Consider the following 20577-nt stretch of genomic DNA (forward strand, 5'->3'; position numbering starts at 1 on the left):
ACTTATCGCTTTTTTCTTTTGTGCATGATTTTCTCAATCTCTAGCAATAATATAGTTACTATACAATGATCGCAAAATTCGTTTAATGATCCTCTTTATGAAAGGGTTTTTTACCATGAATAAAAGGAAAATTATTATTTTTTCAGTTTCATTTGGCAATGGTCATAATCAAGTTTCTAAGGTCCTCTTAAGTCATCTAAGAGCGAAAAATTTTGATGTAGAAATCATCGACACCTTTGATGCTATCAATAAGTTATTCCACAAGGTTGTCTTGGATAGTTATTTACAACTCATACGTTATCGTCCTAGCGTTTGGGGGAAACTTTATCAATATTCTGAAGACAATCCAAACTCTTTATTATTAAAACAATTTAATGCGTTCTTAACTAATAAGCTTTATCGAACACTACAAGAAAAGCAAACAGCAATGATTATTACAACGCATCCAATAGCGACTACTTTACTTGCAAATGTCATTCGCAAAAAGAAGCTTACTGTAAAGTTATATGCGCTACTTACCGATTTTGCCGTTCATCCCATGTCAATACATGAAGAAGTGACAGGTTATTTTATTGCCTCTGAACATTTACGTTATTATGCTTCGATGTACAAGATTGATGAAGGACGATTTTATCCAACAGGTATTCCTACTACTAAAGCTAAAGTGGATCAATTTTCAAAAACAGAATTACGTAAAAAGTTACATTTAGATAAAGGGATGAAAACAGTCTTGGTTGCTGGAGGCGGGGTTGGTCTTGCAAAATTCACAAAGATTTTAACTGGCCTAGAACAATTTGAAGATAAATTACAAATTATTTGTGTGACAGGCGAAAATAAACGGGCCAAAGCAAAGATTGAACGTTACCAAAGTAAACATCAAATCCGTGTTCTAGGTTTTACAAATTTATTTATGGAATATCTAAAAGCTAGTGATGTCATTTTATCAAAAGCTGGTGGTGTTACAATGTCAGAAGCGTTGGTTTGTGAAACACCAATTATTATTTTTCAGCCTCTACCAGGACAAGAAGAACAAAACAGTCAATTTTTAATGAACTATGGTGCGGCAATAAAAGCGGAAATTGTAGAGGAAATCCCAGTATTATTAGAAAGGATTATTTTTAATGATCATTATCATAGCTTAATGACAGAAAATGCTACAAAACTAAAACAGCCTGAAGCTGCTAGTAACATTGCCACTATCATTTACAGTGACTGTTTTGAGAACAGAATAACTCAAGAGCTTATTCGATAGCTAAACTAAGAAAAGCGCAAACGCCCTGTTAAGCCCCGACTAGCAAATGTTCTTCGAGAAAAAAGTGTGCTCTTTCACTTTTATTCTCGAAGGTTATTTGACCTCGAGGGGCTGGGCGGTGGAGCTAGACAGTTATTACGTTGAAATTTTATACATTCTTATCTTTAAAAAAAATAGAGGGGACTTCCCCTCTATACTATCTCATCAATAAACTTACCCTTCTCTGCATTTAGTTGTCGAGATTGATTTTTATTTTTCTTTGTATTCACTTGTGTTTGCCTGCTAGATTTTTTTTCAAGAGGTCCTTGAAACTCCCCTTCTATTACCGGTGAAATATGCTTTACGCTAGACTTCTTTTCAAGTAAACGGTTTCCATACTGTAAAAATTGTGGATCTCCTACAGGTGGGATGTATCCCATTTCCATCACCCCTAATTTAGACTCCTATCATTTACCAAATACCCGATTATTCACTCATTAAAACTAGTGGATCTCTACTTATACGAATTAGATCTATACAAAAACTTACATTATATTTATGCTATTCTCTCTTACATGTTTCTTATTTTTTTGCTATAGTTGTTTTTTAGTAGTTTTATTTTCAGTGGAGGTTTCCATGCAAATAGCCTTTATAATGAAAAAATAATAAACTTAACAACCATAGCTCGTGCAGATTTACAAAAATATGCACTTGCAAGCCAACGTGGTGAACTTTCATGTCCGAGTTGTCGGCAGACCTTAAAACTTAAAATAAGCATATATCTCCCACCCATATTTATTCACCCTTCTCAAACATTCAATTGTAATGAGACAATTGCTGCATTAGAAAAAACACTAAATTCACACGAAGCAACAACGATTGGCAGCTTTAACCTCCCCGTGAAACGGGAGATCAATGGTCAAACGGCTACTTTACAAAAAACTTCAACATCCCTAGATTGTTGGCAGGAACCTTATGAAGTTAAAAGTATTCCACCCTTTAAACCACTTCCAAGGACTAGTAGAATGCACCCTAATTACCAGTTAGATGAAAGTCAGTGGGATGCCGTGTCAACTACAGAAGGCCCATTACTTGTACTTGCGGGGGCAGGAAGTGGAAAAACGAGAGTGCTTACGAGTCGAACAGCTTATATGTTAACCGAAAAAGCGATTGCTGCTAATCGTTTACTTTTAGTGACATTTACAACCAAGGCTGCAAAAGAAATGAAAAATCGTATGCGCTTCTTTAAAGATATATCTAAAACCGACTTAAACACTTTAGTGGTTGGAACTTTTCATAGTGTTTTTTACAAAATGCTCATGCACCACCAGCCATCTCAATGGCAACCTAACAAACTTATGAAATGGGATTGGCAAAGAGAGCAAATCATTAAAAAAGCCTCAGGGGAACTAGGAATTGATGAAAAAGAGTTTGCTTTTGACCAAGCACTCTCTCAAATAAGCTATTGGAAAAACCATTTACTAATGCCTTCGGAAATCAAAACAAACAACGATTGGGAAGAACTAGTAAAATCTTTATATCAGCATTATGAGCAAACAAAGCTTGAATCTCAGCAATTCGACTTTGATGATATGTTACTTGGTTGTTATCAACTCTTAGAAGAAAATCAAGGGCTTCTTGAAAAGTACCAAGAACGTTTTTCTTACATTTTAGTAGATGAGTTCCAAGATATTAATAAAGTTCAATATAAAATCGTTACGATGCTAGCTAAAAAGTCAAAAAATCTTTGTGTCGTTGGGGATGATGATCAATCCATTTATAGCTTTAGGGGAAGTGATCCGTCCTACATATTAAACTTCCAACAAGAGTTTCCTAATCCGAAAATTGTTACACTTAACTACAATTATCGTTCGAATCACGCGATTGTCTCTAGTGGAAAAAACGTAATCTCTCAAAATAAAAACCGGAGAGATAAATCCATCTTGGCTGTAAGGGAGAATGGAAATCCCCCACTACAATTTTTTCCTTATGATGAAGAAGAAGAAGCTACAATGATTGTCACAGATATTAAGGAGAAAATTGAAAATGGTGCAACACCTAACGATTTTGCCGTTCTCTTTCGAACTAACTCATCTTCTAGGGCTATCTTTGAACGCCTCGTTGCCTCAAGCTTACCTTTTCACATTGAGCAAGATGGTGAATCCTTCTACTTACGTCGAACTGTTCGAAAAGCATTAGCCTATTTAAAACTTGCTTATCATCCTGATGACCAAGAAGCAATTAAAGAACTATTAGGTGCATTATTTATTAAACAATCGAGTTTAAGAGATCTCAAGGCATTCTCCATCTTACATGATTGCTCCTTATTAGAAGCCCTAGCAAAGCTCACTGATATTCATCCTTTTCAACAAAAAAAGCTTAAAAAACTAATTCCCTTATTTAAGCAACTTCGGCAGTTTTCACCAAGGGAGGCTCTCGAGTGGGTTGAAAAGGAAATGGGATTGAACGAATATGTAAAAAAACATGGTAATGAGGGGAATGTTATTGATAAAGGCTCTGATGATCTACGGGACTTAAAAGTTGCAGCTGCAAGTCATGAGCGTATAAGCGATTTTCTCCAACACGTTGATCATATTATTGAAAAAGCAAAAGAGTTTAAGGGACAACCAGAAACAGAAACTAGTATTAAATTAATGACTGTTCATCGAGCTAAAGGATTAGAATTTAAAACCGTATACATTCTTAGTGTTGTTGAGGGAGGGTTCCCTCACGATTACTCTCTAGAATCACTTCGTGAAGGTGACCTTGCACCCTTAGAAGAAGAACGGAGACTAATGTATGTGGCCATTACGAGGGCTATGGAGGGCTTGTATCTCTCTATTCCACAGAATAGACGCGGTAAAAAAGCACATCCATCACGCTTTATTCGTGAGATGAATACGATGAAGTTATAAGAAAAGCGCACAGCCCCTAGGAAAAAGCGTAGTCCTTTTTCCAGCCTACCTGTAACAAGCAAAATGTTCTTCGAGACAAGTGTGCTCTTTCACTTTTATTCAAGTACTAAAACCTGTTAGACTTTCTCAGCTTTAAAAAAGCCCCTTCACATGAAGGGGTTCTTTTCTTGAGCAAAGCATTTTGTTTATTCTTTCGTATTAACATCTTCAGAAAGTGGTTCTCTTCTAATAAACATAAGCTTATCCCATGCTAGTAAAGGATGTGCTTTACGTGGTTCTTCTTTTGGCAATTCTTTTTGACTACTTTTTCAGATTTGTTTACCTTTTTTCTTTTCATAATAATAATATCCTCCTTCATGACTTCTAACCATTTTATAACCTATTCCAATATTAGCCTATGCCTTTTCATCTTCTTTGTGTGGGCGTTTGTCTCTCATCTCCCCACTAGAAACCTCGAAAAGGAAATTTTTTAAAACAGTAGGTTCTTGTGAACACATTTTCTTTTCGCTTCCATACTCTAGTTAATAGGAAAGATTTCTTTATCTAAGAAGTAACAGTAATAAACCTTTGATAAGAGGTGAATAAGATGGATAAACGCAAAAAGGTAACACCTGTGGGGCCTACTAATAAGAAGCGTGTAAATAATACATCTCAAGTCCATGTAGTTTCCTCCGGATACAAAGCGAAAAAAGCCTCTGGTGGTTGTGGGTCTTGCGGACAAAAAAGAATAAAATAGGCTGAACTCCCAAGAATGATTGATTTTAAAAAAGCTAGTCTCGGGAGCTACATTAGTAGGATGTAAACGTAGAAATATGGATAATTAACCATAGGCCATCATGTTTACGAAAAGAGCCAATGAATAAATGACAAAAAAACAGTAAGACGCGACTGCTCAGCTACGCATCTTACTGTTTTTTATTATGTTTCTTCATCTTTACTTTGCTGTTTTAACGTACGCAAAAACCATGAATCGGTCGGATCTGCTTCCTTTTTGATCTGTGTATTTGCTTTTTTAGGTTTGAATATATTATTTTCTCGTTCAGCTAATTCCACTTTTTCCCGGAGCTTCATAACTTCTTCTTCTTGGTGATCTAACGTTTTTTGAAGACTGGAATTCTCAAGCTTTATAAGTTCATTTTCATCTGTCAAGAGACTATTTTCTATTCGTAACTGATTGAGTTGCTCTTCTAACTGCACGTACTTATCACCGAATTGTGTATTTTCTACTCTTAATAACTCAACTTGTGCTTCTAACTCTGTTTTCTGTTCCTTCAATTGTAAGATATCCGCTTCTTTCTCTACTAAGTTCACCCTTAGTACTTCAATCTCATTAGTTAATTCATCAAATTGATTATAATGGTAGTTATTTTGATATTTGGTTACGATTTGCTTATAACGTGCAAGTTCAGCTTGCAAATGAATAATCTTCTGTTTCAGTTGTACATTATCTAATTTCCGTGACGATCTTATTCTCTCCTCAATTGACATCCCACTCTCTCCTTTCTGGATTTTATTTACTGTTATCATATATATGTTACTCCTGCCTATTTTTGTATTATTTTTTGAAAAGACCCTATTTTATATCGGAACATACGCACACATCTAAGTAAAATACATAGTATGAATTAGTCAAGTATTACTACCTATTTTTGAAAGGAGATTAACGATATATGTCTAAGGAAAGAGAAAGACTATGTATTCGCGTGGATAAAGTGTATGACTGGGTAACAAGAGAAATTCATAAAGATTTCTGCTTTGAAGGTCCAGAAGGTTTAGCAAAATTAGGTTTTTCTAAAGGTGACCATAACAAATACCCAGGATTTGACCCTTGTAGTTTCTTCGGGGACGATGCAACTTTAGAAGTAAAATGTTTCCCAACAGATTCTGATGGAAACAAAATCGATGTAGACAAAATAAAAGTTGCTCAAGTAGGTGAGCGTCAAGATGTATTTGTTGATGAACTTGACACAACATTACAACTAGTACGACTTAAAACTACTGGTCACTTCGTTATCCAAGTAACAGGTATCGATTGTGGCAAAGTACGCGGGGTATTAACTTCACAACCAATTCCGTTCTGCATCATAGATAAATATTTATTATGCGCCCCAGACGGTACTGATATCAATGCTCATGTATATTACTTTGAGTGTGAAGGAACATTATCTTGCGAAGATGGAGAGTTTGAACAACTTGCCGTAACGTTATTACTATGCCAATCAGTTCAAGTTGAAGCAGAGGTAAAAGTGGAGGTTGAAGGACGAATTTGCAAGCCTCGTGAAGAGATTATTGCACCGATTTCGGTTTGTCCGGATATCACATTCCCACCACAATGCCCGGAAATTTTTCCGCCACGACACTGCTAACTTCTTGAAGCATTAAGTAAGCTAGATCTGCCAAATCTAGCTTACTTTTTTTATTTGAATGCTTTTCTGTTTCCCTTTTGGAAAATTGACTTTCAATACGGACAGGACATTGTGCATACATATTAATAAGACGATCGATAGGAGGTTTGAGAGATGAATGAATTAAATAAACGAAAAAAACAACCTGCAAACTCAACAGAACTTAGGCAAAAAGTCATTTATTATCAATCCGAAGCTGCAAAATATAAATTTCTCTCTGAAAATACGAACTACTAATTTCACAAGCCTTACTAAATAAAAATATTGAGGAAGAGGAACCTTCCGAACAAAAAAATGAAACAAAAATAGACTGCACTGCCTATTTTAATTATTCTTTAATCCATGACCAAAATGATGATCTTCCTTTTATCTATGGCAGTTTTGTCTTAAAAATACCGGAGATACTGTTTTATCAATGCCAATCATTTGTCTAAAAGTTAATGAACCAAAACAGACTTTAATCGGTGGGAAAATTGGCGAACTGGACGGTGCTACTGATAAACTTATTAGCTCTTTGAAGAATGGAATTATCTTCATCCTGAATGGCGACAAAAATGGGTTGATCAAGGTGAACTATGGCTCAAACCGAAGAATTCTTCAGAAATTCGCCCGGGCGAAAAACTTGTCTTTTCAGGATTTGACATTACTTTTAAAGAAGGCATCTCTTTAGTACCATTGCTTGTAGAAGGTTTTTGTTACTTTCAGCAAATTAAAACGGAGTTAAGTCTTTAAATAGTATATCAATTACACTTTAAGCTAATACCGCTCCTTTATTTCAACTTGATTTTGTCACTCTTACCCCTAGCAAACATAAGATAGTATCATTAGAAGCGCTTCTAAAAATTGGGGGTTACAGCTATGGATAACAAACCAGAACCGTTGGTCAGTATTGTCATTCCCTGTTACAATTATGGACGTTATCTGAAAGACGCTATTGACTCAGCATTAAAGCAAACTTATCATAACATTGAGGTTATTGTAGTCAATGACGCTTCGACTGATGAGTTTACTATTGAAAAACTAAGGGAGTTTGAAAAACAAGAAAACATAACTGTCATTCATCACAAACAAAATAAAGGATTACCTGCTGCTAGAAATACTGCAATAAAAGCAGCTTCAGGAAAATACATTCTACCTTTAGATGCCGATGATACAATTGAGCCAACCACTGTTGAAAAAGCCGCAAAAATACTTGAGGAACAAAAAAACGTTGGGATTGTTTCACTTGGGATGAGATTTTTTGGAGATGTTAATTTCATACACATACCACCAAAATTTGATTTTCTTACATTGCTTCACCGAATATCATAAGTGTAACATCATTATTTAGCAAAGAAGCTTGGACTCAGGTTGGTGGATATAACGAACAGCTAGTACACGGATATGAAGATTGGGAGTTCTGGATTAATATTACCAAACACGGTTGGAATGTATATGGTCTTGATGAGCCACTCTTCAACTACCGAAAACATGGAAAAAGCATGATTGATAGTGCAGTAAAAAAACACGCATTTATTGTCAATCAAATAAAACAGCTACACAAAGAGTTATATAGCCCTATTTATATTAACCAAATCAAGCGGAACCGATCTAGGGAAAAGCAACGGAATCAGTCACCCTCAAGGGCTTTCCCGTTTCGTAACAACACGAAAAAATAATGTTATCACTCAAAAAGCAGTACAGACCGTGCAAAAGTTTAACTAGAAAGCTACTTTGTATATGCGTCTTGCCGCTTTTCGACGAACAAGCATAGCTGCGCAAGTCCACAGCCTGCATGTTTATTTTTAGCTAGGATAAACTCTTCAGAACCATGAGCTGTAAGAAAAGCTCATGCGCCCTGGGTAGCCCCGACAAGCAAATGTTCTTCGAGAAAAAAGTGTGCTCTTTCATTTTATTCTCGAAGAACATTTGACCTCGAGGGGCTTAACAGCTGCTCCTGCGATTACTCGTCGCAAGGCAGCTAGGAGCGCATTCAGGCAGCAGCCTCGCTGAAGCTAGACAATAACTACTAAAAACGGTTAGCTTTCTTAACTTTTAAAAAAGGTCTCCGAAGTTTGGAGACCCTTTTATGTTATTTTAGTTAATAAATTTACTCGCTACCATTTCAATGAGTGAAGCTATTCCTGCAATTGCTAAAATAAGAACTACATATCCTATAACAACCGGAAACAAGCTATACATGACAACTAAGAAAATTGAAGCCCAAACGCCTACACACCAGTAACAGCTCAAAAGTTCGCCAATCCAGAATTTAATTCCCTCACCCTTAATATGCAAATAGGTGACAACCTTCCCTTCCTCATCCGTTTCCTCTATCATTTCATGAAAGGGTTTTCTGAGAAAGAACGTAATGGTATCGAACACTATTAATCGTGTAATTCGAAATGAAGCAAGACTAAGTAGAAAAATTCGAACATTGTCATGGAAATCAAAACGATTACCACCTTTTTAGTTTTTCTTTAAGGAATTTCATAATTCATTATTTTCGCTACTAAGTTCTAAATGTAGTTATGTAAAAAACATTTTTAACTACATTTAGCTTGATATAGCTCGGTTAAGAAGATTATGAAATTTTACTCACGTATAGAGATAATTGCTAACGTTCTATTTGATTGTATTCATATAATTTTAATATAGGGGGAGGAAGATCAAACCACGACTTCCTCCCTTAGGTGAATTTTATTACCAAGCGTAAGCTGTGCCAACGATTACTAATAAAATGAACAGCACTAAGATTAGTGCAAATCCACTATATGCTGGATATCCCATTTTGTTCACCTCCATCTATAAAGAGAGGCCGGCCCCCTACTACCATACATATGTAATTCCGTTCATTTTGGTTAGACATATTTCCCTTTTTTATTGGCCATTTTCGTAAACCAAAGCGATCATTAAATACTGAAATAGCTACAAAACAAGCCATCTAAACAAAAAGACGAGGATTACGTAAAATACGTTCCTCGCCCTTTTGTCTGTATTAGTTTTTCATTAATCCAATGATATTGTAGCCACCATCTACATGTAAAAGTTCTCCAGTAATTCCACGTGACATATCACTCATTAAGAAGAGCGCTGTATCACCTACTTCTTCTTGAGTAACTGCTCTACGAAGTGGTGCATTTGTTTCAAATTCTTTCATAACTTCATTGAAGTCTGAAATTCCTTTTGCTGCTAATGTTCGTATCGGTCCTGCAGAAATTGCATTAACTCGGATGCCCTCTTGGCCAAGATCGTTGGCTAAGTATTTAACACTTGCATCTAATGCAGCTTTTGCCACTCCCATGACATTATAATGTTTTACAACACGCTCGCCGCCTAAATAAGTTAGTGTAACAATACTGCCGCCCTCAGTCATTAAACATCTCGCTTCTTTTACAACTGCAGTTAATGAGTATGCACTAATGTTTTGCGCTAGTAAAAAGCCTTCACGAGTAGTAGATAAATACTCTCCTTCTAACTCATCCTTATTAGCAAATGCGATACAGTGTGCAACACCATGAATAACTCCAACTTCTTCTTTTATTGTTTGAAACGTTTTTGTTATCTCTTCATCACTTGAGATATCACAAGGCAGGACCAAAAAATCTTTTCTCTCTAATGTTTCCGCTAAATCTCTAACGTTTTTTTCCAGACGCTCACCTGCGTATGTAAATATTAATCTAGCACCTGCCTTAGATAAAGATTGGGCAATTCCCCAGGCAATACTACGTTTATTAGCAACTCCCATAACTACGAATGTACGATTTTCTAACGATAATTTCATCAAAAAATCCTCCTTTTATTTAAAAATAATAGTTGTTATTAGTACTTGGTCCTAACAATTATAGCATGGACATCCAAATAAGAAAAGCAATGTTTTTTATACACTCTGCTGCGTTGTCATCGTAAAAGGATAAGCACCATAGGGCTTATCCTTTACTCGTTTTGATATTTCGTTTAACATAATGACAATGGGGACATTCAAAAATGACATTTTGGTTTGATTGAGCGATCAAGACATGTTCAATTACTTCTTTTCTATTACAACTAGGACAAATGATTTCTATATTCACAATTCTTCACCTCAGCTGTAGTTTAGCCTTTTTTATTACTCATATTCTCTGTAGGGAACTACTATTGTTGGCAACGTTGTCCCTCTAGTTCCGCGAGTATCTATATTTTCATTTCTTCCGGAAAAGCCACAATAAAACTGCCCTTTGTCGCTGTAGCGATTTCTCTTGGTAATCTTTCTAAATAGGGATGCCAAGCGATAGTGCCTCGGCGGGCACTTATTATGACAATTAGATCATCGTCTTTAAAGCGATGAAAATAATTATTTTCAAGCTCTATCCATTTTTCAACTGTCTCCAAAGTCATACTTACATCCGGTTTTTCTTCACCCAATAGTTTTTGATAGTAATTTTGATCGCCCTTTATGACAATACCTAACATAGTTGCACCTAATTGATTGGCAAGCTTTTTTACGACTCGTATGGTATCTTTAAATCCCGGTTTTCTTGCAACCATTGGAGGAAGGATAACGACCATGCGCTTCGTTGTATTCAGAGGATGCGTTAATTTCGTAACAAGGATCATTTGATTTGTTTGATCTAAGACTTGATCAATTACGCCTCCTAATATTTTCTGAGAGGTAGATAATTTACCGTTCCACCCAATAATCACAGTTGAAATCCTCGTATCGGTTATTGCCCTTATTATCCCTGACGCTGGATTATGGTCAACTCTAGTCAAAAGACGAATTGGAATATCTGCTCCAGATGCGTACATCACTGCATGCCCAAGCATTTTTTCTGCTTCAGCTACTTTGCCTGCTTCCTCTCCATTGTTTGCTCTAACAACCGAAATAGGATAAAGCGGTTCTGTTGAAGTAGGCGTTTTAATGACAAAGGCCAAATCCAATAGCGACTCGATTGTTTTTGGATTTGCTAAAGGAATTAAGATACGTTCTGGTGCTTGTGTTCTTTCATATGGAAGTTCTTCTTCAATTTCAGCAACCCTTCGACTATATTTTTCAACCATGTATGGTCCGATTAAACATGTAACCAAGATCATAACAATAACTCCATTTACGATGGCTAAATGAAATAAACCAAGTTCATAACCTACTAGCGTTGCAGCTAAAGTGGCTGCAGCTTGAGGAATTGTTAACCCATACATTAATTTTACTTCTGCATCCGAATAATGATAAATTTTTGCAGAAATCCACGCTGCGAGGCCTTTTCCTATGTTAACTAACAAAACAATAGAAAAAGCAAATAATAATGCAGATGGTTGTTCAATCAGAACACGAAAATCCACTAACATTCCAACCGATAATAGAAAAAAAGGTATAAATAAGGCATTTCCTACAAATTTTATTCTATTCATTAATGGCCCTTGCTCAAATATCAAACGATTTAATGCAAGGCCAGCTAAAAATGCACCAATGATTGGTTGTACTCCAGCTACAGTCGCTAAAAACGCACAAACAAATAGAATAGACATAACGAACAAATAATCCATCGATCCATGACTGCTGATGTTACGGAAAAATACTTTCCCAATAATTGGTACGCAAAATAATACAATTAAAACAAACAGCGTTAGTGAAATTGCTAACTGTACCCAATACATTGCTGTAATATCTCCCTGCTTCATACCAGCAATAACAGCTAATACAAGAAGGGCCAACGTATCAGTCATTATTAAACCACCTACAGCAGTTGTAACAGCCTTATTTTTTGCTACCCCAAGTCGGCTAGCAATTGGATAGGCAAGTAATGTATGAGACCCTAAAATAGATCCTAGTAAAATTGCGGCAGGTATTGAGTATTGTAAAGACAGCGCTAATCCGAATCCTAGAATAAAAGGTATATGAAATGATAATAATCCGAAAATAAGGCTACGATTACGATACTTCTTAAAGCCGTCTAAATCAATTTCCAAACCAGCAATAAAAATAATGTATAAGAGACCTACAGTACCTAATAATACAATCGTTGGGTCACGATCTAACACCCCAAGTCCATTGGGACCAACAATAATTCCAGCAATAATTAAACCAATAATTCCGGGAATTCTTAATCTGTTCATAACTAATGGGGCTAATAAGAAGATCAACATTGCTAAAGCAAAAATGAGCACTGGATCAGTAACAGGTAATTCAATAGAAAACAATACCTCACACACCTTTGTTTTTTATTACATATTTTTTCTGGCTTATTTATTATCAAAAGCTTCACGCAAAGCGTGAAGAACCAAGCATTCGCTTGGTTACGACCTAAAAGCTAATAGCAACAATCTTTTAGAAAAGAGAGCAATTAAAAAATAATTAACAATCATAAAATAACAGGATAATGTTGTCAATTAAGCTAGCTTATAACCTCTATCATAAATACTTTATGAAGATGGTTGTTTGTATTATCACTAATTATGAGAAAAGTATAGGTTTTCTCATAATCTGAAATGCTATAAATGCATTTTGCATTAAACTATTTAGAAAGATGGTGATCTCTATGTACGATATAATTGGTGATATTCACGGATGCTACAATGAATTTAAAGACCTTACCGAAAAGCTAGGTTATAATTGGTCAGAAGGATATCCAATTCATCCAGATGGTCGAAAATTAGCATTTGTAGGTGATTTGACAGACCGCGGTCCATATTCACTAAAGGTTATCGAGATTGTTTATGAGATTGTAAAAAAAGGGTTGGCCTATTATACCCCTGGCAATCATTGTGATAAGTTGTACCGGTATTTCTTAGGGCGTAAAGTCCAAGAAACACATGGATTAGAAACCACTGTAGCTGAATTGAAGGCACTTACTAAACAACAGTATGCACTAATCCGTTCTAAATATATGGAGCTATATGAAAATGCACCATTATATTTAACATTAGCAGAAAAAAAATTGGTGATTGCCCATGCAGGAATAAGGTCTGATTACATTGGTAGAACAGATAAAAGAGTGAAGACATTCGTTCTATATGGGGATATTACGGGTGAGAAAAATCCAGATGGCTCCCCTGTTCGTCGTGACTGGGCAAAAAATTATACCGGAAAAAAGTCATTCATTGTTTACGGACATACACCTGTAAAGGAAGCACGCCTAATCAACGAAACCATCAACATTGATACTGGCTGTGTTTTCGGCGGTAAATTAACGGCGTTTCGTTACCCAGAAAAAGAAACTGTCTCGGTTTCATCGCAACAACCCTTTGTACCAGAAAAATTCCGCTCGTTTGATGACTAGATTCAGTCTTAGACCTCACATTAACCTATTTATATACTTAAGGAGTCGACTATATGAAAATACTAATTAAAGTTTTCGTGTTAATCTTTTTTGCACTCGGAGTAACAGCTTGCGGTAGTGAAACAAAAATTAATCCAAATAGTGATGAAAGCAAATTAATTATTGATGAAGAGCGAACATTGGTGACGTTATATGTCTTATTAGAAAATGAAAATCGTAAAAAAGCAGGACCTTTTTATGCTAAATTTATTATTTATGATGAGACATTACAGGATGCAATAGGAGCTGAAGTTGTTGATTTTACCGCGGAAGATGGGAAAAAGCAACCCTTCTTTATTGATGGAAGTAATAGTTTTTTTCTTTCTGAGTCATTTTATTATGAGGCTGAACTTGATAACGAGGAACTTGTAAACATGGTTGAAGTCGTTATAAGCGATGAAAATGAAATGGAAATACTTCAATTTCTAATTTCAAATATTGAAAAATACGAAGCACCTTAAATTGCTTCGTATTTTTAATTTACACGGAGTTTGCTGTTCTATTTAGGAGTGAATAACATGAAACTCTAAGAGCTCAGGGCACCTCGTCTACTTACAAATGTATAACAAAAAAATAATATCTAGTTACGACTACTTCAATTTGTTTGAATACCCACACATTGTTTACGAACAACCCATTATTTTCAGCATATCCTCGGGTGGAGCAATAGTAAAGGACATGTTTTGCTCAATAATAGGATGATAAAATTGTAAATGATAACTATGAAGGGCCTGCCGTTGTATTTTCGTCATCTCTCCCCCATAAAGATCATCACCAAGCAACGGATGCCCTAGGTAAGCCATATGAACACGTATCTGATGAGTTCTACCTGTTTTTAAAGTAAGCCTTACAACTGTCTCTTCATCCAAATATTGTACAACTTCATAGCTCGTGAATGCCTCCTGACCATCTGTACGTACTTCCCTTTCAATGATGCTATCTTCCTTTCGGCCAATTGGGGCATTAATAAAGCCGTTGGTCTCTAGCAAATGACCATGAACAATAGCCATATATGTCCGTTTTACATTCCCTGATTTTTGCTGTTTCGAAAATAAGTCATGAGCATAACGATGTTTGGCAACAATGAGTAGCCCTGATGTATCACGATCAAGGCGATTTACCGCGTGAAACGTACAAGGAATGTTGTTTAGGTCATAGTGAAAGAGGACGGCATTTGCTAGAGACCTATCAGGATGATAAATAGATGGTATCGTTGGTAAACTAGCCTGTTTGTTTATAACCAAAATATGTTCATCTTCGTAAATAATATGTAAAGGTAGCTCTATTGACCGTAAGCCACCGCTGCGTTCTTCAGGACCAAAAACAACAGTTACTTTATCGCCTTCCTGTAAAACTGAACGAACCGTTACTGGAACATCATTAACTAATAAAGATCCATTTCGTTTTACTTCCGTTAATCCTTGCCGAGAGAAATTCTTTTCTACACGTAAATAGTCTCTCAATAAACAATTATGAAATGTTTTTTGAACAATCCACTGAAGTGTAATTCCCTGCATTATCCTTACCTTCTTCATTCTTATTTTATGAACGACTCTTTCACCCTTTTCCAAAATGGAAAAGGTCTAAATCTCGCAAATTTTATTTTATCTTCAGCTACCCGACATTGTATTGACTTCACACTTTTTTCAACCATTGAAAGGTGATCGATCGTTATATGAAAATCGACATCGTTAAGTGGCTTAATAAACATGTATGATGTTGTGGCAAAACAAGTGGAGAGCCGATTGTACGATAAACACGATTATTAATTGAGGCCATTTCAGCTATTTGGATTGACGCTAGTGATGGGTGTAAAATAGCACCACCAAGCGCTTTATTATAAGCAGTACTCCCAGATGGTGTAGAAATACATAAGCCATCTCCACGGAAGGTTTCAAACAGCTCTCCTTTAATTTCTAAGTCCATTACTAAAGAACCAACGACGCTTTTTACCGAACATTCATTTAATGCTAAATAACGCTCTGATTTAGTCGAGTCATTGTGTCTCACGATCACTTCAAGTAATGGATATTCAACGATTTTAAAAGGTGTTTTGGCAATATGGATGACTAGTCTTTCTACTTCCTCTGGCTTCCAGTCAGCATAAAAACCAAGATGTCCTGTATGAACCCCTACAAATGAGGTGTCATTAAGGCGCTGCTTATATTGATGAAACGCGTAAAGAAGCGTTCCATCACCACCAACAGTAATAACGATATTTGGTTCATCATTATCATACATTAGATTAAATTCTAATAAATAGTTCTTGATTTTTTGCATGAGGGCATTAGACGTTTCATCCCCCCTAGAAATTACTGCAAACTTCATTCCGTAGAACAACTCCTATCTGAATTATGAATTATGAATTACGAATTACGAATTAGTGAAAGCATTGCTTCGAAGCCTTCACTCAAAGAATTAACAATTCATAATTGTTAATTCATAATTCTAGTGGTTTCTCTGCTCTTCTTCTTTTCTTCTAAAAATTGCTTGAGCTTCAAGGACTTCCTCGCGAATTTTTGACATTTCCTCATCTAATCTGAATGCTGCTTCTGCAGCACGTTGTAATCGATCTATGATATTTTCTGGGATTTCACCACTGTATTTGTATAATAATGAATGTTCAATTGTTGCCCAGAAATTCATTGCTAGTGTTTTAATTTGAATTTCAACAAGAATCTTCTTCTCTCCGTCAATGGTTTGTACCGGATATTTAATCACTAGGTGATATGCTCTATATCCGCTACGCTTTTTATCAGAAATATAATCCCGTTCCTCGATTATTTCGAAGTCTTTTCTCATTCGAATAAGTTTCACGACAGCATCAATATCTTCTACGAATTGACACATGACTCTTACCCCAGCTAAATCTTGCATCCTGGACTCTAATTCTTCAATCGGTATATTTTTTCGTTTTGCTTTATCCAAGATACTAGAGATCGGCTTAACCCTCCCAGTAACAAATTCAATAGGGGTATGTTTTGTTGAAGACATATTATATTGTTTCCGTACCCCTCTTAATTTTATTTTTATCTCATCTACAGCTTGTTTATGAGGTGCTAAAAAAACATCCCAATTCATACCTTTCCCCCTAATACTTAAGACTTAACTTCAGATAGCGAAAGTTTGCTAGAGGATCTTCCTCATCTCTTTAAACAACAAAAGCCTTACTAACAGCGTGGACCATGCCTTTCCCATAGTTACTATTCTCTTCAATATTACTAATTAAGTATTGAAGCTCTTCCTCAAATTGTGTTAAAGGAACCCTCTTGTCTTCGGATAAACTCAAGAATAAAGGTAAGTGTTGTTTAAGGACTCTGTTTAACTCATCCCAAATTCTCTCTGGGAAACTAACATAAACAAAGTCATCTTCTACATCAAGTATGTATACAAAGGCCAAATGGTCAGAGTCAGCAAGCATCCTGCCCTCAGGCTGTATTAGTTTATTTTGTAAAAATTCCATATTATCAACAAGTACATTTACGTCACGTTCACCTATGCTAAGTTTTGAAACCTCAAGTTTTTTTGCCATTTTCTTTCCTCCAAAATAACATTTTATGCCCCTAAGTTTATCATAAAATATAGAAATTCGATAATAACTCTCTACAAAATTCATTAAAATAGTAGTATGATGATACGGTCAAGATGATTTCTAAAAACTAGACTATTTTCAAGGCTACTTTTTTCTTACAAGCATTCGTTTGGAAACAATACAAAATCTAAGAGTAGAAAAGTATTAAAAACTAAAATTAAAGAAGGTTTTAATTATGTGTCAAGAAATAGAAATTGAATTTAAGAATATGGTCACAAAACCTGAGTTCTTGTTTATATGCGATGAATTTCAAATAGAAAAAACAATGTTTAAGAATCAAGTAAATCATTATTTTGACTCAAAAGAATACCATCTAAAAGATTATGGTAGTGCGCTAAGGATTAGAGAAAAGGCTGGTATCTATACATTAACCTTAAAACAGCCAAACAAAATTGGTTTATTAGAAACTCATCAAATAATCACACAAACAGAAGCAGTAAATGCTTTTCAAGGAGGATCCTTGCCTACGGGAAGGATAGCGGAGCAACTCCTAAAATCATTTGAATTTGATCTAAAAACCTGCGAATATTTAGGTTCTTTAACAACCAATAGAGCTGAAACAACTTATATGAATGGTACTCTTGTTTTCGATCATAGCAAGTACTTAAATATAGAGGATTTTGAGATTGAGTATGAAGTAACTGATGAGGAAATTGGAAGAGAAAACTTTATTAAACTCTTCCAGAAATATAATATTCCGCTAAGACCTACCAATAATAAAATTAAGCGTTTTTTTCTAAAAAAGCAGGCTTCTAGATAGCTAAAAATGAGATATGGCGGTGATCGTTTGAAAGTAACATCGTATCAACAGTTATTTCAACTTCAGGCATTACGTAATTTACAAGAAAAAAATACTCAAACATCGACATCGTTCGATTCAATATTTACTTCTTTCCTTGAAGAAAATTTACAGAAAAACATTTCACAAATGATTAGCTTAAGTAGTAGTAAGAGTTTAGAAAAAACTCATGTTAACTTACAGCATGTTTTTCTAAATGTTACCCAACCTTCTTCGCCTATTATATTTTCGGAGAAAGCTGAAAAATACCAACTTTATATTGAGGATGCTGCCCAAAAGTATAATGTTGATCCAAAACTTATCTATTCTGTCATCCAACACGAGTCAAACTTTAACCCTAATTCCAAAAGTCAGGCTGGTGCCATTGGCTTAATGCAGTTAATGCCCTCAACGGCACGTAGCCTAAACGTTAATAATATTTTTGATCCAAAAGAAAATATTGAAGGTGGCACGAAATATTTACGCCAGATGTTAGATCGCTATAATGGTGATGTCTCATTAGCTTTAGCAGCCTACAATGCTGGACCTGGAAATGTAGACAAACATCATGGGATCCCACCATTTAAAGAGACTAGAAACTATGTACAAAAAGTGCTGAGCAGTTATTTTCAAGCATAACAAAAACCCTGAGATGATTTTTTGATCTCAGGGTTTCTGTGTTAAACACCATTGATAAGAATGACTCAACAAGGTATTTGGTTACACTACTTTTTGACGACAAGGCTGATTATTTGCGATAGAGTACTCACCTTGCTAAAATAAGGCTACATACTTTTAAAGGAGACTTAAAATGAATTCCCAGTCAAACATTCCTTATGTTGCTATTGGTGGAAAAGAAGTACTAGATAAATTAGTAGACACATTCTATGAAAAAGTAAAATTACACCCGCTTTTAGCTCCAATCTTTCCTGAAGACTTAACCGAAACAGCAAGAAAACAGAAACAATTTCTAACCCAATTTCTTGGTGGTCCTAATCTTTATAGTGAAGAACATGGACACCCGATGCTAAGGGCTAGACATATGCCTTTTCCAATTACAAATGAACACGCTGTAGCTTGGCTTCAATGCATGGATGAGGCGATGGACGAAGTTCAATTGGATGGCCCCGTGCGAGACTATTTTTTTGAACGTTTGACTCAAACTGCTTATCATATGGTAAATCATTAAAAAATTTGGAAAGGAGGGATCTAGTTGTCTTTGAACGACTCTAATTCCAATTGTAGCGATGAGTTAGGACTATGTGGTTTTGATGAACCTATTGAAAATACGAGACTAAAGAAGAAGCCGTTGGAAATCTATACATTTATAGATCCCCTCTGTCCAGAATGTTGGGCGCTAGAGCCTATATTAAAAAAGCTACAGATGCAATATTGCAAATATTTTACAATCCGATACATAATCGGAGGAAAATTACGCTGCTGTAATGAAAAAGTATCAAATAAGGATATGGCTGAGTCTTGGGAAAAAACTGCGAAGAGAAACGGGATGTCAGTTGATGGTGATATCTGGCTTGAAAATCCAATTGCTAGCCCTTTTGCAGCTTCTATCGCAATAAAGGCTGCAGAATTACAAGGAAAGCAAGTTGGTATTAGATACTTAAGAAAATTAAGAGAATTACTCTTTTTAAATAAACAAGATATCTCGAAAGAAGAAGTTTTACTGGAGTGTGCCAAAAGCATAGATGGCTTAGACCTAACGGAGTTCAAAAATGATATGCATTCTGAGGGTGCAATTAAGACTTTACAATTCGATTTAAAAACAACGAAGGAAATGGGTGTAAAGGTTTTCCCAACTATCGTTGTATTTAATGATAATGTGGACGAAGAAGGTCTCATGGTCACCGGACTATACGAATACAATGTTTATGTTAATGTATTAGCGGAAATGCTTGGTGAACCGCCTATTCCATCAGCTCCGGTTTTTCTTGAAGAGTTTTTAATGCATCATTCATTTGTTGCTTCTAAAGAAATTTCTATGGTCTATGATTTAAGTATCGAAGAGGTTGAAAAAGAAATGAAAAAACTTGTCTTACGGCAAGTCGTTGAACGTATTCCCGTCAAACACGGAACGTTTTGGAGGTATATAGGTAAATAACAATATGTACAAGTTAGATGCGCTCGTAAATTTTACAACCCTAAATGTAAAGAAGGCTTGGTTGGGGAGACCTAGCCTTTTTACGTCTACTTGTTAAGGTTTCATCCATTTGAACTAAAACATTTTAAAGGGGTTTGTAAATTAATTCACATAAACTAGGGGGAGTTATGTGATCTTCTTCACAAATATAATGTAACAATTTTCCGGTTTTTTTTCAATGAGTTCGTGAATTATTTCACAAAATAGCCATGATTTACTTTTTTACA

General features: G+C 35.6%; 22 protein-coding genes and 1 pseudogene. 13 read left to right on the forward strand and 10 right to left on the reverse strand.

All coding sequences use genetic code 11. The annotated features are described in order from the left end of the window. Positions 1-115: 115 nt before the first annotated feature. Positions 116-1252 (forward strand): MGDG synthase family glycosyltransferase, encoded by a 1137-nt coding sequence (locus H1D32_RS23775; protein ID WP_261180672.1) that lies wholly within the window; start codon positions 116-118, stop codon positions 1250-1252. Positions 1253-1443: 191 nt separating this feature from the next. Here the strand turns inward: H1D32_RS23775 and H1D32_RS23780 are convergent, their stop codons facing one another. Further along, complete coding sequence (locus H1D32_RS23780) at positions 1444-1671, reverse strand: hypothetical protein (RefSeq protein ID WP_261180673.1); 228 nt, start codon at positions 1669-1671, stop codon at positions 1444-1446. Between the two features lie 585 nt (positions 1672-2256). On the opposite strand from H1D32_RS23780, the gene H1D32_RS23785 reads away from it, so the two are divergent. Further along, complete coding sequence (locus tag H1D32_RS23785; RefSeq protein WP_261180674.1) at positions 2257-4146, forward strand: ATP-dependent helicase; 1890 nt, start codon at positions 2257-2259, stop codon at positions 4144-4146. 918 nt (positions 4147-5064) lie between these two features. Here the strand turns inward: H1D32_RS23785 and H1D32_RS23790 are convergent. Then, a complete protein-coding gene (locus H1D32_RS23790; protein WP_261180675.1) occupies positions 5065-5673 on the reverse strand; it encodes a hypothetical protein in 609 nt (202 codons plus the stop codon). Positions 5674-5816: 143 nt separating this feature from the next. Here H1D32_RS23790 and H1D32_RS23795 point away from each other — a divergent pair, with 143 nt between their 5' ends. From H1D32_RS23795 to H1D32_RS25595, 5 genes are all read left to right on the forward strand, one after another. After that, positions 5817-6512 (forward strand): BMQ_0737 family morphogenetic spore coat protein, encoded by a 696-nt coding sequence (locus H1D32_RS23795; RefSeq protein WP_261180676.1) that lies wholly within the window; start codon positions 5817-5819, stop codon positions 6510-6512. Between the two features lie 153 nt (positions 6513-6665). Further along, positions 6666-6788, forward strand: coding sequence for a hypothetical protein (locus H1D32_RS23800; protein ID WP_261180677.1), 123 nt, complete (start codon positions 6666-6668; stop codon positions 6786-6788). 178 nt (positions 6789-6966) lie between these two features. Then, entirely contained in the window at positions 6967-7221 is a 255-nt protein-coding gene (locus tag H1D32_RS23805) for a hypothetical protein (RefSeq protein ID WP_261180678.1), read from the forward strand. A 188-nt stretch (positions 7222-7409) separates the two neighbouring features. Then, positions 7410-7862 carry a glycosyltransferase family 2 protein gene (locus H1D32_RS23810; RefSeq protein WP_261180679.1) on the forward strand — a complete coding sequence of 151 codons (453 nt, stop codon included), beginning with the start codon at positions 7410-7412 and terminating at the stop codon, positions 7860-7862. Then, entirely contained in the window at positions 7859-8209 is a 351-nt protein-coding gene (locus H1D32_RS25595) for a glycosyltransferase family 2 protein (RefSeq protein ID WP_396126330.1), read from the forward strand. Before H1D32_RS23810 ends, H1D32_RS25595 begins: the two co-directional genes overlap by 4 nt. 418 nt (positions 8210-8627) lie before the next feature. On the opposite strand, the gene H1D32_RS23815 is transcribed toward H1D32_RS25595, so the two are convergent. From H1D32_RS23815 to H1D32_RS23830, 4 genes are all read right to left on the reverse strand, one after another. After that, positions 8628-8960, reverse strand: coding sequence for a DUF1360 domain-containing protein (locus H1D32_RS23815; RefSeq protein WP_261180758.1), 333 nt, complete (start codon positions 8958-8960; stop codon positions 8628-8630). A gap of 273 nt (positions 8961-9233) precedes the next feature. Beyond that, complete coding sequence (locus H1D32_RS23820; RefSeq protein ID WP_396126321.1) at positions 9234-9335, reverse strand: YjcZ family sporulation protein; 102 nt, start codon at positions 9333-9335, stop codon at positions 9234-9236. 193 nt (positions 9336-9528) lie between these two features. Next, a complete protein-coding gene (fabI, locus tag H1D32_RS23825) occupies positions 9529-10314 on the reverse strand; it encodes an enoyl-ACP reductase FabI (RefSeq protein ID WP_261180680.1) in 786 nt (261 codons plus the stop codon). A gap of 389 nt (positions 10315-10703) precedes the next feature. Beyond that, a complete protein-coding gene (locus tag H1D32_RS23830) occupies positions 10704-12707 on the reverse strand; it encodes a cation:proton antiporter domain-containing protein (protein ID WP_314733495.1) in 2004 nt (667 codons plus the stop codon). A gap of 338 nt (positions 12708-13045) precedes the next feature. On the opposite strand from H1D32_RS23830, the gene prpE reads away from it, so the two are divergent. Continuing rightward, complete coding sequence (gene prpE / locus H1D32_RS23835; protein ID WP_261180681.1) at positions 13046-13786, forward strand: bis(5'-nucleosyl)-tetraphosphatase PrpE; 741 nt, start codon at positions 13046-13048, stop codon at positions 13784-13786. Positions 13787-13839: 53 nt separating this feature from the next. After that, the gene (locus H1D32_RS23840; protein ID WP_261180682.1) at positions 13840-14286 is read left to right on the forward strand and encodes a hypothetical protein; all 447 of its coding nucleotides are present in this window, start codon (positions 13840-13842) and stop codon (positions 14284-14286) included. Positions 14287-14448: 162 nt separating this feature from the next. Here H1D32_RS23840 and H1D32_RS23845 read toward each other — a convergent pair whose 3' ends face one another. The 4 genes and pseudogenes from H1D32_RS23845 to H1D32_RS23860 all read right to left on the reverse strand — a co-directional run bounded on the left by H1D32_RS23845 (position 14449) and on the right by H1D32_RS23860 (position 17357). Further along, the gene (locus H1D32_RS23845; RefSeq protein ID WP_261180683.1) at positions 14449-15342 is read right to left on the reverse strand and encodes an RluA family pseudouridine synthase; all 894 of its coding nucleotides are present in this window, start codon (positions 15340-15342) and stop codon (positions 14449-14451) included. A 20-nt stretch (positions 15343-15362) separates the two neighbouring features. After that, a pseudogene (locus H1D32_RS23850) lies at positions 15363-16153 on the reverse strand (NAD kinase). 120 nt (positions 16154-16273) lie between these two features. Beyond that, positions 16274-16906 (reverse strand): GTP diphosphokinase, encoded by a 633-nt coding sequence (gene yjbM / locus H1D32_RS23855; RefSeq protein WP_261180684.1) that lies wholly within the window; start codon positions 16904-16906, stop codon positions 16274-16276. Between the two features lie 70 nt (positions 16907-16976). Next, a complete protein-coding gene (locus tag H1D32_RS23860) occupies positions 16977-17357 on the reverse strand; it encodes a UPF0738 family protein (RefSeq protein WP_261180685.1) in 381 nt (126 codons plus the stop codon). Between the two features lie 235 nt (positions 17358-17592). Between H1D32_RS23860 and H1D32_RS23865 the strand changes: the two genes are divergently transcribed. The 4 genes from H1D32_RS23865 (at position 17593) to H1D32_RS23880 (ending at position 20311) form a co-directional block, all read left to right on the forward strand. Beyond that, positions 17593-18177, forward strand: coding sequence for a CYTH domain-containing protein (locus H1D32_RS23865; protein ID WP_261180686.1), 585 nt, complete (start codon positions 17593-17595; stop codon positions 18175-18177). A gap of 27 nt (positions 18178-18204) precedes the next feature. Beyond that, positions 18205-18834 carry a lytic transglycosylase domain-containing protein gene (locus H1D32_RS23870; RefSeq protein ID WP_261180687.1) on the forward strand — a complete coding sequence of 210 codons (630 nt, stop codon included), beginning with the start codon at positions 18205-18207 and terminating at the stop codon, positions 18832-18834. A gap of 172 nt (positions 18835-19006) precedes the next feature. Beyond that, positions 19007-19384: a globin domain-containing protein gene (locus H1D32_RS23875; RefSeq protein WP_261180688.1), complete on the forward strand. Its 378-nt coding sequence runs from the start codon at positions 19007-19009 to the stop codon at positions 19382-19384. A 24-nt stretch (positions 19385-19408) separates the two neighbouring features. After that, positions 19409-20311 (forward strand): ClpXP adapter SpxH family protein, encoded by a 903-nt coding sequence (locus H1D32_RS23880; protein WP_314733496.1) that lies wholly within the window; start codon positions 19409-19411, stop codon positions 20309-20311. Positions 20312-20577: the final 266 nt, after the last annotated feature.

The organism is Anaerobacillus sp. CMMVII, assembly GCF_025377685.1.
Classification (GTDB): Bacteria; Bacillota; Bacilli; order Bacillales; family Anaerobacillaceae; genus Anaerobacillus.